The sequence below is a fragment of the Pseudomonas fluorescens genome (assembly GCF_001648775.1).
GTDB lineage: Bacteria > Pseudomonadota > Gammaproteobacteria > Pseudomonadales > Pseudomonadaceae > Aquipseudomonas > Aquipseudomonas fluorescens_M.
The window spans coordinates 326,468-340,793 of record NZ_LVEJ01000001.1 but is presented as its reverse complement, the minus strand read 5'-3'; the positions used below and the strand labels follow the sequence as shown (position 1 = coordinate 340,793).

Sequence of the window (14,326 nt, the reverse complement as noted above, 5' to 3'; positions counted from 1 at the left end):
AGCTTGCTCGCGAAGGCGTCGTCTCGGTCAGCCTATGTGCCAACTGACCCAACGCTTTCGCGAGCAAGCTCGCTCCCACAGGTTTGTGGATCAGCGCAATGCGTAATCCAGCACGATCCCGACGAAAATTGCCAACCCGGCCCAGTGGTTGTGCAAAAACGCCTTGAAGCAGCGCATCCGGTCGCGATCCCGCGTGTACCAGAACTCCCACGCATAACAGCCAGCAGCCACCAGCAAGCCGAGATGGAACCAGGTCCCCAACTCGAACTTCGACCCCGCCAGCAACAGGCAACCCAGCGACAACGCCTGCAAACTGAGGATGATCACCCGGTCCGCCTCGCCAAACAGAATCGCCGTCGACTTCACGCCGATCTTCAAATCGTCGTCACGGTCAGTCATCGCGTAATAGGTGTCATAACCCACCGTCCACAGCAGATTGGCGATCCACAACAGCCACGCCGCCGCCGGCAACTCACCGGTCTCGGCAGTGAACGCCATTGGCATGCCCCACGAAAACGCCGCGCCCAGCACCACTTGCGGGTAATAGGTGTAGCGCTTCATGAATGGATAAGTGAAGGCCAGCGCCAGACCGCCCAGCGACAACCAAATGGTCGGCGCGTTGGTGCACAGCACCAGCAGAAAACTCACGCCCATCAACAGGGCGAAGAACACCAGCGCTTCTTTCGAACTGATTCTGCCGGCCGCCAATGGCCGCTGCGCGGTACGTTTGACGTGGCCGTCGACCTTGCGATCAGCCCAGTCGTTGATCACACAGCCACCGGCGCGAGTCAGCACCACGCCGAGGACAAAAATCACCACGTTGGCCAGTGACGGCGAGCCTTTGCCAGCTATCCACAGTGCCCACAGGGTCGGCCACAGCAGCAGGTAAATGCCGATCGGCTTGTCCATCCGGGTCAGCTGAATGAAATCCCAGGCGCGCGGGTTCAAGCGGTTCAGTGACTTGAGCAAGCTCTGATACATCAGCAGTTCTCCGGATGGGCGCGGGCGGCGCTCCACAGGCTCGGCAGGAAGATTTCCGCGACCAGCACACTCAGCGCGCCACGGTCGAAACGCGAACGGCGGCCCCACAGTTCCGACGCTTTGGCGGCTTGCGGCAGCCATTGTTCAGGGTAGTGGCAAACTTCGAGGGCGCGACGCTGGAACGCCTGATCGCAAAACAGCAATTCGCCCAGCGAGCGACTGCCCAGTTCGTCCATGTGCAAACCATCACCTTGCAGGGCGGCGCGCGAGGCGACGCTGCGGGCAAATACCCAGGCCTCGCCGTGGCCGCGCAGATAGACCTCGCGCACCCAGCCTTCGCTGCCCTCAGCCAGATCCAGCGCTGCACATTCGTCAGGTCGCAGGGTGTCCCAGCCTTCAAACAGCGGCGTCACGCTAAAGCCGTCGTCGGACAGCCGGGTCAGGCGGCGGGTGAGGGAGCCTTCGTCGAACAACCAGTCGAGGGTCAACGAATCGGGGAGGGGCGTCAGTCGGCTTTGGGTCAGCCAGAGCGGGGTCGGGCAGGCATTTGAATGTTGCACAATGAGTCATTATTGGCCGCAAATGAGGCGGCGAGCTTACCATGGCGAGCTGCGCTATTGATTGATCCGGGTCGCCATTGCGCCGAACAGGCTTGCATCTGACCGACTCCATCAGTACAAAACGCCCTGAGCCGGATGGCAGCGCAGCACCCATCGACCGTCCGCGCCGGCACTAAGCCTGAACCCTGAGGAAGTACCTGAATGAAAAAGTGGCAATGCATCGTCTGTGGCCTGATCTACAACGAAGCCGACGGTTGGCCGGATGACGGCATTGCGCCGGGCACCCTGTGGCAGGACGTGCCGGAAGACTGGCTGTGCCCGGACTGCGGCGTCGGCAAGATGGACTTCGAAATGATCGAAATCAACTAAGCAAATCGAAAGGAGTAAGGCATGAGCGCACCTGTCGTCATCGTTGGCACTGGGCTGGCGGGCTATAACCTGGCCCGCGAGTTTCGCAAACTCGATAGCGAAACCCCGTTGCTGTTGATTACGGCTGATGACGGCCGCTCTTACTCCAAACCAATGCTCTCCACCGGGTTCGGCAAGAACAAGGACGCCGATGGCCTGAGCATGGCTGAACCGGGCGCGATGGCGGAGCAGTTGAAAGCCGAGGTGCGCACGCACACGCGTATCAGCGGCATCGATGCCGGCCATAAACGCCTGTGGATTGGCGAAGAAGCGGTTTATTACCGTGATCTGATCCTCGCCTGGGGCGCAGAAACCGTGCGCGTACCGATCGAGGGCGATGGCGCCGATCTGGTGTTTCCGATCAACGATCTTGAAGACTACGCGCGCTTTCGCGCAGCGGCGGCCGGCAAGCGCCGGGTGCTGTTGCTCGGCGCCGGCCTGATTGGCTGCGAATTCGCCAACGACCTGATTCTCGGTGGCTATGAAGTGCAACTGGTGGCGCCTTGCGAACAGGTCATGCCGATGTTGCTGCACCCGGCCGCAGCGGCAGCCGTGCAGGCCGGACTGGAAAGCCTCGGTGCGAAATTTCATCTCGGCCCGGTGCTGACCCGATTGCAGAAAGTCGCCGACGGCCTTGAAGCGCATCTGTCCGACGGCCAGGTCATTCCTTGCGACGTGGTGGTTTCGGCCATTGGCCTGCGTCCGCGCATCGATCTGGCGGCGGCCGCTGGCGTACAGGTCAATCGCGGCGTCGTGGTCGATCGGCACCTGAAAACCTCTCACGCCAATATCTACGCCTTGGGCGACTGCGCCGAGGTCGACGGGCTGAATCTGCTGTACGTGATGCCCCTCATGAGTTGTGCGCGTGCGCTGGCACAAACCCTGGCAGGCAACCCGACTGCAGTGAGCTACGGCCCGATGCCGATCACCGTGAAAACCCCGGTCTGCCCACTGGTCGTATCGCCACCGCCACGCGGTAGCGAGGGCGTTTGGAGCGTTGAAGGGCAGGGCGCCGACATCAAGGCCCTGTGCCACAGCGCCGACGGCCAATTGCTCGGCTACGCGCTGACCGGAGCAGCGGTGCTGGAAAAACTCGCCCTGAACAAACAGCTTCCGGCCCTGCTGGCGTAAATACCGGTCGTTCTGTCGGAATCACCCCGCTTTTGCCCCTACAAAGGTCGCGGGGAGACTGGCGCCGCCGGTATCCGCGTGCCATTCTCACTCCCGTCTGCCGCAGAGTAGAGCCTGCGGCGCCTTGGGCGCTGTTCCAACGAGAACAGCACGGACATAACAACAAAAAACCGTCAAAGGGGCTTCACTAATGCGTAAACCAGAACTCGCCGCTGCAATCGCTGAAAAAGCAGATCTGACCAAAGAGCAGGCCAACCGCGTACTCAACGCCGTTCTCGAAGAAATCACCGGCGCTCTGCACCGCAAGGACAGCGTCACGCTGGTCGGCTTCGGCACCTTCCTGCAACGCCACCGCGGCGCCCGCACCGGCAAAAACCCGCAGACCGGCGAGCCGGTTAAAATCAAGGCCAGCAACACCGTTGCGTTCAAGCCAGGCAAGTCGTTGAAAGACAGCGTTAATCCTTAATTGCGGCGGATCCCCTGAATAGCGGGGGAACACTGTAATAAAAAATGGGCACACCGATTGCGGTCGGGTGCCCATTTTTTATGGCTGTATGTCAGGTTATTTGCGGAAACAGGCTTTGCCGTTGCCAAAGTCTACGGCCAGGCAGTTTGGCTCGATCGCCAGTTGCAGATCCTGGAACAGGGCGGACAGATCGTTGCTGGATGCAGGTTTGGTTGCGCTTTTCAGCGTCACTGTCTGGTTCTCCACCTGCCAGGTGCCTTTGGCAAAACCGTCGGCACTGCCGTACGCCACGCCCGCGTCAAAAGTGCCGTCCTTGCGCAGCAGCAACTCGGCGCCCATTTCCATGGCGCCGGACAGATAGTAATGGCCGTCCAGAGGCGCGGTATCTGCAGATGCCTGGGTAACGGGAAGCCACATCAGCGCAGTCAGAAAAAAAGCTTTCAATTCCATGTGTTGAATCTCCTTGCAGGCGCCCGAAGGAGGCGCGGTATTTGCTATGCGGGCTTTGGCTCAAGCGGCAAACGTATAAACGCCTTCTTGCACCAGATGTAAGAAGTATCTGTGACAGTTGTCAGAGAGGTGCGCATTGTAAGGTGATGTGTAAATGGGCGGAAATGCCTGTTGGAGGCTACTTCGATCATTATCGAGTTAGCACGATTGTGCAGTATTTCCGGGACTTTGAAAGTTTCAAACAATACTTTGCCATCAAATTGATGGCACTTTTTATGTTCGTCATTGTCATCGTGCAATTGTTGAAATAAGTCTGTGGGTTTTCGGAAGAATCCTACTTCTATTTTTTTTGAGAGTTGTCATGCTCGCCGCCTTGTATTGGGACGGGCGTCCTGCAGGATGTCGTTTCCCCGTCCAGGAACGCTCTAGATCAGCGTTTTGGCGGGGGAGAAGAAAATGCGGCGAATATAAATGACTATCAGGGAATCCCTTGCAACATATAGGGCGATCTCCTACAGACCCCAATGAACACTTCGTCTTGTTGTTTAATCAGATGCTTGCTAGTGGCCATCATAGTGATTACGATGCGCCCACTTGAAAGAGCACATCTCAATTGGATGAGTCGCTTCACCGCTCTTCGATACTGTCCCGCGCCGCCGCAACTCCAATAGGCGCATGACTGTAATCCTAAATAAAGGCCATGGATGTCCTACTCAAGCAAACTTTCCGCCCATTACCTCGAACTCGCAAAAGTCTCTGTTTCCAAAGAGAATTTCGCGGGCGAAGACGTTCGTTTTTCGAGCGAATTCGAGGCACTGGAAAGCGAGCTGGCCAAAGCCTCGTCGATGCACGAAAGCGGGCAGATCGACTGGCTGAAAATCCGCGAAAACAGCGAAAATCTTCTACGTACCCAATCCAAGGATCTGCGTGTCGGCGCCTGGCTGACCTGGTCGCTGTACCAGCGCGAATCCTTCCCCGGGCTGCTGGCCGGTCTCGGTCTGCTGCACCATCTGTCGGAAAACAACTGGGCCGACGTTCACCCGCTCAAAGCCCGCACCCGTGCCGCCGCCATCGGTTGGCTGGTGCCGCGTCTTGAGCAGGTCATCACCGAAAACATCGCGATCAAAGAGCAGTTGCCGATGTTCCGGCAGCTCTCCGAGCACCTGTCCGGTCTTGAGGCCGCTTGCGCCGAGCATCTGGGCGATGATTCGCCGTTGCTGCTGCCGATCTCCCGTCGCCTGAAAACCATGATCCAGCGCGCGGCCGACAATCAGCCGGCCCCCGGTGTGGTCGGTGCGGCGGTGGCGCAGGTCAAACAGGCGGCGAGCCAGTTGCTCACCCCCGGCGCACCGATCGACAACGAACGAGACGCGCACAAAGCCCTGCGCGCCCAGCAGGAAAGCGCCCGCCCGCTGTGCGCCTGGTGGCTCAAGCAGAAAGCCACCGACCTGCGCGCGCTGCGCCTGAACCGCACGCTGCTGTGGATGACCATTGACGCGGTGCCCGAGCGCAACGCCGAGCAGATCACCGTGCTGCGCGGTCTGCCGCTGGAAAAACTCAAGCTCTATCAGGACCGTTTCGATCAGGGCAAATACGCCGACCTGCTGGTGGAACTGGAGGCGAGCCTGGCGAAGGCGCCGTTCTGGTTCGATGGCCAGAGGATGGTCTGGGAATGTCTCCAGAACCTCAACGCCGAGTTGGCAATGCGCGAAGTGGAAATCCACTTCGCGCTTTTGGTTCAACGGCTGCCCGGCATTGTCGAGTTGCGTTTCCATGACGGCGCGCCGTTTGCCGATCCGTCCACCCGGGCGTGGATCGCCGCCAACGTCATGCCGCACCTGCAAAGCGCCAGTGCGCCGCGCAAGGTCGAAAGCGAAAACGTCGAAACCCAGCCGGCCTGGGAAAAAGCCCTTGAAGAAGTCTTGCCGCTGCTGCGCAAGGAAGGCTTGAAGCCTGCCGTGCAGACGCTCAAGCAGGGTTTGCAATCGGCCCACGGTGGGCGCGAGCGCTTCTTCTGGCAGTTCGCCCTCGCGCGCCTGTGCTTCATGGCCAAGAAATACGAACTGGCCAAGAACCAGCTGGAAACCCTCGATCAGACATTACAGGACTCAGGCCTGCACGCCTGGGAGCCCGATCTTGCATTGGAAGTGCTGCATCTACTGCATAGCTGCTGCGAGTTGTTGCCGCAGAACCATGCCGTACGTGAACGCAAGGAAGAGATTTATCGCAGGCTGTGCCACCTCGACCTCGAAGTGGTACTCGAATAGGCCCCAGGGCCACAACCGCAAGGAGAAAAGCCATGGCCAAAGAAGGCTCGGTAGCCCCCAAGGAACGCATCAACGTCACCTTCAAACCCGCCACCGGCGGTGCTCAGGAAGAGATTGAACTGCCGCTGAAGCTGCTGGCAATCGGTGACTACACCCACCGCAAGGACGATCGCAAAATCGAAGATCGCAAGCCGATCAGCATCGACAAGATGACCTTCGATGAAGTGTTGGCCAAGCAAGAACTGGGTCTGACGCTGAGCGTGCCGAACCGTCTGCAGGAAGATGGCGAGGCCGACGAGCTGGCTGTGCAATTGCGCGTCAATTCGATGAAGGACTTCAACCCGGCCAGCCTGGTCGAGCAAGTGCCTGAGCTGAAAAAACTGATGGAACTGCGCGATGCGCTGGTGGCCCTCAAAGGCCCGCTGGGTAACGCACCTGCGTTCCGTAAAGCCATCGAAGGCGTGCTCGCCGACGACGAATCCCGCGGTCGCGTACTCGGTGAGCTGGGCCTGAACGCCGCAGCCCCGGACGCCTGAGACTCCAGCCAAGGAAGCCAACACAATGAGCACTAGCGCAGCACAAGAGAAGAGCGCCGGCAACGGCGAGTACAGCATTCTCGACAGCATCATCGCCGAAACCCGTCTGACTCCGGACGACGAAGCCTACGACATCGCCAAGCGCGGTGTGTCGGCGTTCATCGAAGAACTGCTCAAGCCGCAGAACAACGGTGAGCCGGTCAAGAAGGCCATGGTTGACCGCATGATTGCCGAGATCGATGCCAAGCTCAGCCGTCAGATGGACGAAATCCTGCACCACCCGGACTTCCAGGCCCTGGAATCGTCGTGGCGTGGTCTGCAGTTGCTGGTCGACCGCACCAACTTCCGCGAAAACATCAAGATCGAAATCCTCAACGTCTCGAAAGAAGACCTGCTGGACGATTTCGAAGATTCGCCGGAAGTCATGCAGTCGGGCCTGTACAAGCACATCTACACCGCTGAATACGGCCAGTTCGGTGGTCAGCCTGTGGGCGCGATCATCGCTAACTACTACATGTCGCCAAGCTCGCCAGACGTCAAGCTGATGCAGTACGTGGCCAGCGTTTCGTGCATGTCCCACGCGCCGTTCATCGCTGCGGCCGGCCCGAAATTCTTCGGTCTGGAAAGCTTCACCGGCCTGCCGGATCTGAAAGATCTGAAAGACCACTTCGAAGGCCCGCAATTCGCCAAATGGCAGAGCTTCCGTACTTCGGAAGACTCCCGTTACGTTGGCCTGACCGTGCCGCGTTTCCTGCTGCGTAACCCGTACGATCCGGAAGAAAACCCGGTGAAATCGTTCGTGTACAAGGAAACCGTTGCCAACAGCCACGAGCACTACCTGTGGGGCAACACTGCTTACGCGTTCGGCACCAAGCTGACCGACAGCTTCGCCAAATTCCGCTGGTGCCCGAACATCATCGGCCCGCAGAGCGGTGGCGCGGTTGAAGACCTGCCGTTGCACCATTTCGAAAGCATGGGCGAAATCGAAACCAAGATTCCTACTGAAGTTCTGGTTTCCGACCGTCGTGAATACGAACTGGCCGAGGAAGGCTTCATCTCCCTGACCATGCGTAAAGGCTCCGACAACGCGGCGTTCTTCTCCGCGAGTTCGGTGCAGAAGCCGAAGTTCTTCGGCATCAGCGCAGAAGGCAAGGCCGCAGAGCTGAACTACAAGCTCGGCACCCAACTGCCGTACATGATGATCGTCAACCGCCTTGCTCACTACTTGAAAGTGCTGCAGCGCGAGCAACTCGGTTCGTGGAAAGAACGTACCGACCTCGAGCTGGAACTGAACAAGTGGATCCGTCAGTACGTCGCCGACCAGGAAAACCCGAGCGCCGAAGTGCGTGGCCGTCGTCCGCTGCGCGCTGCGCAAGTGATCGTCAGCGACGTTGAGGGCGAGCCGGGCTGGTACCGCGTGAGCTTGAACGTGCGTCCGCACTTCAAGTACATGGGTGCCGATTTCACCCTGTCGCTGGTTGGCAAGCTGGACAAAGAGTAAGAGCGACTCATGGACGGATACGGCAGCCTGTTCGAACGCCTCAACGGCGACGCGCAACTACGCAAGGGCAACAGCCTTGAGGCTTGTGCCATGGCGTCAGTGGCTGCCCATCTGGCCAAAATGCTCAGCACCCGGGCCGGCAGCGTGCAAACGCTGGCCGACTACGGGTTGCCCGATCTCAATGACATGCGTCTGAGCCTGCACGACTCCCTGAGTCAGGCCCGTCTGGCCATCGAAAACTTCATCGAAGCCTACGAGCCGCGCCTGAGCAATGTGCGTGTCATTTCCCTGCCGCGTGACCACGATCAGCTTCGACTGGCCTTCAGTATCGAAGGCCTGCTGGAAGTTGAAGGATTCAAGCGTCAGGTCAGTTTTTCCGCGCGCCTGGATGGCAGCGGACAAGTGAAGGTCACATAAGGAGATCCCGATGTCTGGCAAACCCGCAGCACGCGTATCCGACCCCACCGCTTGCCCACTTCCAGGCCACGGTACCAACCCGATCGCCGCCGGTTCCGGCGACGTGTTCTTCGACGGCCTCGCGGCCGCCCGCCAAGGCGATGCCTCGGCGTGTGGTGGTGCGATGGCCGGCGATCTGGCGACCACGGTTTTGATCAATGGCAAACCGGCCGCGACGGTCGGCTCCGTTGGCTCTCACGGCAACAAGGTTACGGCAGGTTCCGGGACGGTGATCATCGGGAATTCGCATTCGCCAGTGCCATTTTCGGGGCTTGCCGCCATAGCGGTTATCGCGGCGCTGGATTACCGACTGGGTTTAAAGTCCGGTGGCAACTCGGTACTGACGCCGCTGGAAATTCCAGACTTCGACGAGCTGAAATCAGGAACATCGAAAAACCGTGAGTTGGTCGATTTCGTCGTCGAGAACCGCATGGACGCTGCTGACAGTGTGAAGTTGGAGGTGCTGGACGGCGAGAAGCTGGTATACGCCGAAGCCAATACCGCGCCGTTCCTCCCGCCAGGCAAGCATCCATGGCAATGGGACGGCTACGACACAGCCGGCGTCCTCGATACCAAAGTCCTGAAAAGCCCGAACCTGAAAGTGCGCCTCACTGCGACCGGGGCGGGAAAACAGCAAGTGACTGAAGTGAAGCTTGATTGCACGGCTAAAAAGGTGAAATGGGTCGATGTGCGTGTTGACCGCAACGCCAAGACCGTTGAAGTCACGTTACGCCCGAGCTTTTCGGATGGCGGCAGCAGTGGTTCCACACCCGGACTGGTACCCACGCCTTTCAGCACGTTGCTTGGCTGGGCCAAGGAAGGTATCGAGTTGTACTGGTCGCGTAATGGCGCGCGCGGCGGCGGTATCGCCGAGGGCATCACGACCAGCAAAGGCCTTTACAAAGTCACGGTCAAAACCGAGATCAACGTCGAGCCCAAAGCCGGGAATTTCCCTCTGATTGATTCGCTGTCGGCGGACTTCGGTCGTTCCACCAGTCTTGCGATTGCAAGAAAGGTTTATCACAACGCCGGTTATGCCTATGAAAGCTACGTTGTTCAACGACGTCGAACTCCAGAGTTCGCTAGAGACGTTGCCAGAGAAGAGTTCAAAGAAACGTCGGCTCATGAGTTTGGTCATTTGATTCTCAATGAGTACGGCGGGGGAATCATCCCCGGTTACTCCTGGACTCACAAAGAAACATCGACATTGATGCAAAACCCTAAGGACAACCATCCGACGCCGAACGCCGGCGAGGTGGATGTCATGCATTACTTCAGCAGTTACACGCAGTCCTCCGCTGATCTGCAAAAGAGAATGGCGGCGTCTGAACAAGACGTCAAAAGCCTGCTTTGGCTGGCAAGGGTCGAGTTCGATGACTAGGTTGACCGGTCTCATCTTGCCGTTCGTTTCCCTTTATGGCTGTGCTGCTCAGCAGGTGTACCAGCGCGAGTGGACAATCAGCGAGGCATCGGTTTGTCCATGAAACGGCCAAGGACGATTTTGATGATGAGATGGGTAAGCTTCTTCGCGTGCTTCGTTTCGCTGACTGCATGCGCTGCGCAGCAGGTCTATCGCAATGATGTTTACCTGCTGAACACTTGTGGAGTACCGCTGGAACTGACGCTGGCAAACGACTCCAACTATGACAATCAGCCACGCAGTTTCACGTTAAACCAGAACCAGCGCAGTTCCATCGGCAACTACCAGTCATTCGGTGAAGACGTATCGGGTCAGATCAGCGACCAGTACAGCCTGTCGATCAAAAGCCAGAACGCGACTAAGTCCATCGACGCGCAGACCTTGCGAAAGGCAGTAGCGAGCATTAAAAAAACTGAAGAAAAAGCTGTCCGTTCGTGGACGGTCGATACCGGGGCTTTCTGCCCATGAAGCACTTGTTCGGGTTGGCTCGATGAAACTCAGAGCCTGGCAATGTCTCATCGCTTTTCTCAGCTCGGTCGGTTTGCTGGCGATTCTGGTCGGCTTCACGCTGCTGGTGCGAATGGAAAGCTCGACCGAACCAAAGCTGTTCGCGCATCCCCGCGCGTTGTGGGTTGGCGCCGAGGATGGCGGGGTATTCGTCGAGATTACCAAGCACGAAGCGCCGGACTATTACGTGGAAATTCGTCACGAAAATGGTGGGATGTGGACTGAAGGCTGGGTTCGATATGGCACCAGGGACAGCCATCCACTCAGCGCTGCGGCAATTGGTGGCTACGGCGGTGAAGAGCTCTATGTCTATACGGGTGTCGCGATCACGCCGCAAAAACAGGGAGTTGCGCAGCGATGAATAAATACGTGCCAGCGACCCCGGGGCAGGAAACGGACGCATGATGACCGACTCATCAAGCGAGATGCTCATGCTCAGTCGCGCGCAACTCAGCTTCTTCATGGCTGCATTGTGGTGGCCATTGCTGGCGGTGTTGGCGATTACTTCCTATGACCTGTGGAATGGCGAGTACTCGTCGTTCGATTCGTCCGAGACCCGCTGGCAGTACCTGTTGTGGTGGGGCATTCCCGGGTTTCTGGGTTTCTCGCTGTGGATGTCCCGATCGGCGCAGAGCCGCAACGAGCAACAGGCACTGCGGATGGTTTGGTGGGCGCCGGTGAAGTTCATCCCGTTCTACGCCGTGCCATGGATGCTGTATGGCTTGTTCAGTCTGTTCGTCGGGCCGTCCAGGGACGCTTACATGGCGTACGGCTGGATCTCGATTGTGCCGTTTCTCCTGATTGGCGGTTACGTCTGTGCCGGCGTGACAGTCGCGCTCTACAGGATATTTTTTTGATGCGTTCCACTACCAGGCAGGTAACCCGTGTCCTTTAACCACTACTACCAAAGCGAACTCACCGCACTGCGCCAACTCGGTCGCCGTTTCGCCGAGCGTAGTCCGGCGTTGGCGCCGTATCTGGGGCAGGCCGGGCGGGATCCGGATGTGGAGCGGTTGCTCGAAGGCTTTGCGTTTCTGACCGGACGCTTGCGCCAGAAGCTCGATGACGAGCTGCCGGAACTCAGCCATTCGCTGATGCAGTTGCTGTGGCCGAACTACATGCGCCCGCTGCCGGCGTTCAGCATTTTGCAGTTCGATCCGCTCAAGCGTTCCGGGCCGGCGTTGCGCGTCGAGCGTGATACACCGATTGAAAGCAAGCCGATTGAAGACGTGCGTTGCCGCTTCCGCACCTGCTACCCGACCGACGTGTTGCCGCTGGATCTGGCTGCGCTGAACTATTCGGTGAAGGGCGACGGCTCGCTGCTCAGCCTGCGTCTGGAAATGAGCGCTGACGGTCACCTCGGTGAGCTGGAACTGAGCAAGCTGCGTCTGCACTTTGCCGGTGAACGCTACATCAGCCAGATGCTTTATCTGAGTCTGTTGCGCAACCTCGAAGGCATCGAACTGATCCCGCTCGACGGTGCCGGCAAACCGATCGATGGCGTCAGCGGCAAGCCGATGGCGTTCAAGATTCCCGGTGATCGGGTCAAACCGGTGGGCTTTGCCGAAGAAGAAGCGTTGATCCCGTATCCGCTGAACACCTTCCGTGGTTATCGCTACCTGCAGGAATACTTCGCCTTCCAAGACAAGTTCCTGTTCGTCGACGTTAACGGTCTGGACATCATCAACGCGCTGCCGGAAGACACGCTCAAGCAGATGCGTGGCCTGGAATTGCGCTTCGATATTCGCAAGAGCGGCATCATGCGCATGCGGCCGACCCTGGACAACGTGAAGCTGTTCTGCACGCCGATTGCCAACCTGTTCGCCCACGACGCATTGCCGATCCGCCTCGACGGCAAGCAGGACGAATACCTGCTGCTGCCAGCGGAATACGATCTGGAAAACTGCGGCGTGTTCTCGGTGGAAACCGTGACCGGCTGGAAGCCCGGCGGTCTCGGTTATCAGGAGTACGTGCCGTTCGAATCCTTCGAGCACGACCCGAGTTTCGACGTGCCCAACAGCCGTCCGCACTACAGCATTCGCCAGCGTTCGTCCTTGCTGCACGACGGCCTCGACACCTACCTGAGCTTCGGCATCCGCCACACCGAAGCCCACGAAACCCTGTCGATCGAGCTGATCTGCACCAACCAGAACCTGCCGCGCAAGCTCAAGCTTGGCGACATCTGCATGGCCTGCGAAGAGACGCCGGAGTTCCTCAGTTTCCGCAACATCACCCCGGCCACGTCGAGCTTCGCGCCACCGCTGAACCGTGACTTCCTGTGGAAGCTGATCAGCAACATGTCGCTTAACTATCTGTCGCTGGCCGACGTCAATGCGTTGAAGGTGATTCTCGAAACCTACGACCTGCCGCGCTACTACGACCAGCACGCGGAGAAGGTCAGCAAACGCCTGCTCGGCGGCCTCAAGCACATCAAGCATCACCACGTTGACCGCTTGCACCGTGGGTTGCCGGTGCGCGGTTTGCGCACCGAACTGACCATCGACCCGGAAGGGTATATCGGCGAGGGCGACCTGTTCGTTTTCGCTTCGGTTCTTAACGAGTTTTTCGCGCTTTACGCCAGTCTCAATTCATTCCATGAGCTGCGCGTAAAAAGCACACAGGGAGAGGTGTACCAATGGACACCACGTATGGGCCTGCAGCCCCTGCTTTAAGCGGGCTGACCAAGGTAATACGCGAGTACTCGCTGTTTCAGGCCGTGCTGCTGGTGATCGACCGGCTGCGCGAGGCACACCCGCACCTGAGCGAAGACGATCTGTACGACCACGTGGAGTTCCAAGCCAACCCGAGCCTGGGCTTTCCGCGCAGCGACGTCGATCGCGTGGAGTTTTTCGAAGAACACGGGCAGATGCGCGCGCGCATGCGTTTCAACCTGATCGGCCTGGTCGGTTCCGGTTCGCCGTTGCCGGCGTTCTACGGCGAACAGGCCCTGGGCGATAGCGAAGACGGCAACCCGACGCGCAACTTCCTCGACCTGTTCCACCATCGCCTGCAACGGCTGATGCTGCCGATCTGGCGCAAGTATCGCTATCGCGCAAGCTTCCAGAGCGGCGCGCTCGACCCGTTTTCGGCGCAGCTGTTTGCGCTGATCGGTCTGGGCGGCGACGAGATCCGCAAGGCCAAGGAGCTCAACTGGAAACGCCTGCTGCCGTACCTCGGTTTGCTCAGTTTGCGGGCGCACTCGGCGGCGCTGATCGAAGCCGTGCTGCGTTACTACTTCAAGCACGAAGACCTGGTCATCGAGCAGTGCATCGAGCGCCGCGTGGAAATCCTCGAAGAGCAGCGCAATCGTTTGGGCCGCGCCAACAGCCTGCTCGGTGAAGACCTTGTGCTTGGCGAACACGTGCGCGACCGCAGCGGCAAATTCCGCATTCACATCACCGAACTCGACTGGCAGCGATTCCACGAATTCCTGCCGATCGGTTTCGGTTACCAGCCGCTCTGCGCGCTGGTGCGGTTCACCTTGCGTGACCCGCTCGATTACGACATCCGCCTGGTGTTGCGCCAGGAAGAAATCCGCGAACTGCGCATCGGTGAGCAGAACGCCTGTCGCCTCGGTTGGACCAGTTGGCTGGGCCGCGAAAAAGCGGACGGCGTGGTGACCCTGGGCAGCAAAATTCATTAA

Annotated in this window: 15 protein-coding genes and 1 pseudogene; 13 read left to right on the top strand and 3 right to left on the bottom strand. The window is 58.9% G+C overall.

Annotated elements, in window-relative coordinates:
• Positions 1 to 90 precede the first annotated feature (90 nt).
• Both ubiA and A8O26_RS01605 read right to left on the bottom strand, forming a co-directional pair.
• On the bottom strand, positions 91 to 981 hold the full coding sequence (ubiA, locus tag A8O26_RS01610; protein ID WP_064116469.1) for a 4-hydroxybenzoate octaprenyltransferase: 891 nt from the start codon (positions 979 to 981) through the stop codon (positions 91 to 93).
• A complete protein-coding gene (locus tag A8O26_RS01605) occupies positions 981 to 1,541 on the bottom strand; it encodes a chorismate--pyruvate lyase family protein (protein ID WP_064116468.1) in 561 nt (186 codons plus the stop codon). The genes ubiA and A8O26_RS01605 overlap by 1 nt, the downstream gene beginning before the upstream one ends.
• 201 nt (positions 1,542 to 1,742) lie before the next feature.
• On the opposite strand from A8O26_RS01605, the gene A8O26_RS01600 reads away from it, so the two are divergent.
• The 3 genes from A8O26_RS01600 (at position 1,743) to A8O26_RS01590 (ending at position 3,546) form a co-directional block, all read left to right on the top strand.
• Positions 1,743 to 1,910 (top strand): rubredoxin, encoded by a 168-nt coding sequence (locus tag A8O26_RS01600; RefSeq protein WP_003437744.1) that lies wholly within the window; start codon positions 1,743 to 1,745, stop codon positions 1,908 to 1,910.
• 21 nt (positions 1,911 to 1,931) lie between these two features.
• On the top strand, positions 1,932 to 3,080 hold the full coding sequence (locus A8O26_RS01595) for an NAD(P)/FAD-dependent oxidoreductase (protein WP_064116467.1): 1,149 nt from the start codon (positions 1,932 to 1,934) through the stop codon (positions 3,078 to 3,080).
• A 190-nt stretch (positions 3,081 to 3,270) separates the two neighbouring features.
• Entirely contained in the window at positions 3,271 to 3,546 is a 276-nt protein-coding gene (locus A8O26_RS01590) for an HU family DNA-binding protein (protein WP_003213368.1), read from the top strand.
• A gap of 96 nt (positions 3,547 to 3,642) precedes the next feature.
• Here A8O26_RS01590 and A8O26_RS01585 read toward each other — a convergent pair whose 3' ends face one another.
• Positions 3,643 to 3,996 carry a hypothetical protein gene (locus tag A8O26_RS01585; RefSeq protein WP_064116466.1) on the bottom strand — a complete coding sequence of 118 codons (354 nt, stop codon included), beginning with the start codon at positions 3,994 to 3,996 and terminating at the stop codon, positions 3,643 to 3,645.
• 704 nt (positions 3,997 to 4,700) lie between these two features.
• Between A8O26_RS01585 and tssA the strand changes: the two genes are divergently transcribed.
• From tssA to tssG, 10 genes and pseudogenes are all read left to right on the top strand, one after another.
• Entirely contained in the window at positions 4,701 to 6,263 is a 1,563-nt protein-coding gene (gene tssA / locus A8O26_RS01580; protein ID WP_064116465.1) for a type VI secretion system protein TssA, read from the top strand.
• Between the two features lie 32 nt (positions 6,264 to 6,295).
• Positions 6,296 to 6,799 (top strand): type VI secretion system contractile sheath small subunit, encoded by a 504-nt coding sequence (tssB, locus tag A8O26_RS01575; protein WP_003229587.1) that lies wholly within the window; start codon positions 6,296 to 6,298, stop codon positions 6,797 to 6,799.
• Positions 6,800 to 6,824: 25 nt separating this feature from the next.
• Positions 6,825 to 8,300 carry a type VI secretion system contractile sheath large subunit gene (gene tssC / locus A8O26_RS01570; RefSeq protein WP_007920272.1) on the top strand — a complete coding sequence of 492 codons (1,476 nt, stop codon included), beginning with the start codon at positions 6,825 to 6,827 and terminating at the stop codon, positions 8,298 to 8,300.
• Between the two features lie 9 nt (positions 8,301 to 8,309).
• The gene (tssE, locus tag A8O26_RS01565) at positions 8,310 to 8,717 is read left to right on the top strand and encodes a type VI secretion system baseplate subunit TssE (RefSeq protein WP_007920274.1); all 408 of its coding nucleotides are present in this window, start codon (positions 8,310 to 8,312) and stop codon (positions 8,715 to 8,717) included.
• A gap of 10 nt (positions 8,718 to 8,727) precedes the next feature.
• Positions 8,728 to 9,021: pseudogene (locus tag A8O26_RS30115) on the top strand (PAAR domain-containing protein); the annotation flags it as partial.
• Between the two features lie 1,239 nt (positions 9,022 to 10,260).
• Positions 10,261 to 10,644, top strand: a complete 384-nt coding sequence (locus tag A8O26_RS01555) for a hypothetical protein (RefSeq protein ID WP_253756616.1) — start codon at positions 10,261 to 10,263, stop codon at positions 10,642 to 10,644.
• Positions 10,645 to 10,666: 22 nt separating this feature from the next.
• Positions 10,667 to 11,044 carry a hypothetical protein gene (locus A8O26_RS01550; protein WP_064116463.1) on the top strand — a complete coding sequence of 126 codons (378 nt, stop codon included), beginning with the start codon at positions 10,667 to 10,669 and terminating at the stop codon, positions 11,042 to 11,044.
• A 43-nt stretch (positions 11,045 to 11,087) separates the two neighbouring features.
• Positions 11,088 to 11,540: a hypothetical protein gene (locus tag A8O26_RS01545; protein WP_064116653.1), complete on the top strand. Its 453-nt coding sequence runs from the start codon at positions 11,088 to 11,090 to the stop codon at positions 11,538 to 11,540.
• Between the two features lie 27 nt (positions 11,541 to 11,567).
• Entirely contained in the window at positions 11,568 to 13,355 is a 1,788-nt protein-coding gene (gene tssF / locus A8O26_RS01540; protein ID WP_007920286.1) for a type VI secretion system baseplate subunit TssF, read from the top strand.
• Positions 13,319 to 14,326: a type VI secretion system baseplate subunit TssG gene (tssG, locus tag A8O26_RS01535; protein ID WP_064116462.1), complete on the top strand. Its 1,008-nt coding sequence runs from the start codon at positions 13,319 to 13,321 to the stop codon at positions 14,324 to 14,326. The genes tssF and tssG overlap by 37 nt, the downstream gene beginning before the upstream one ends.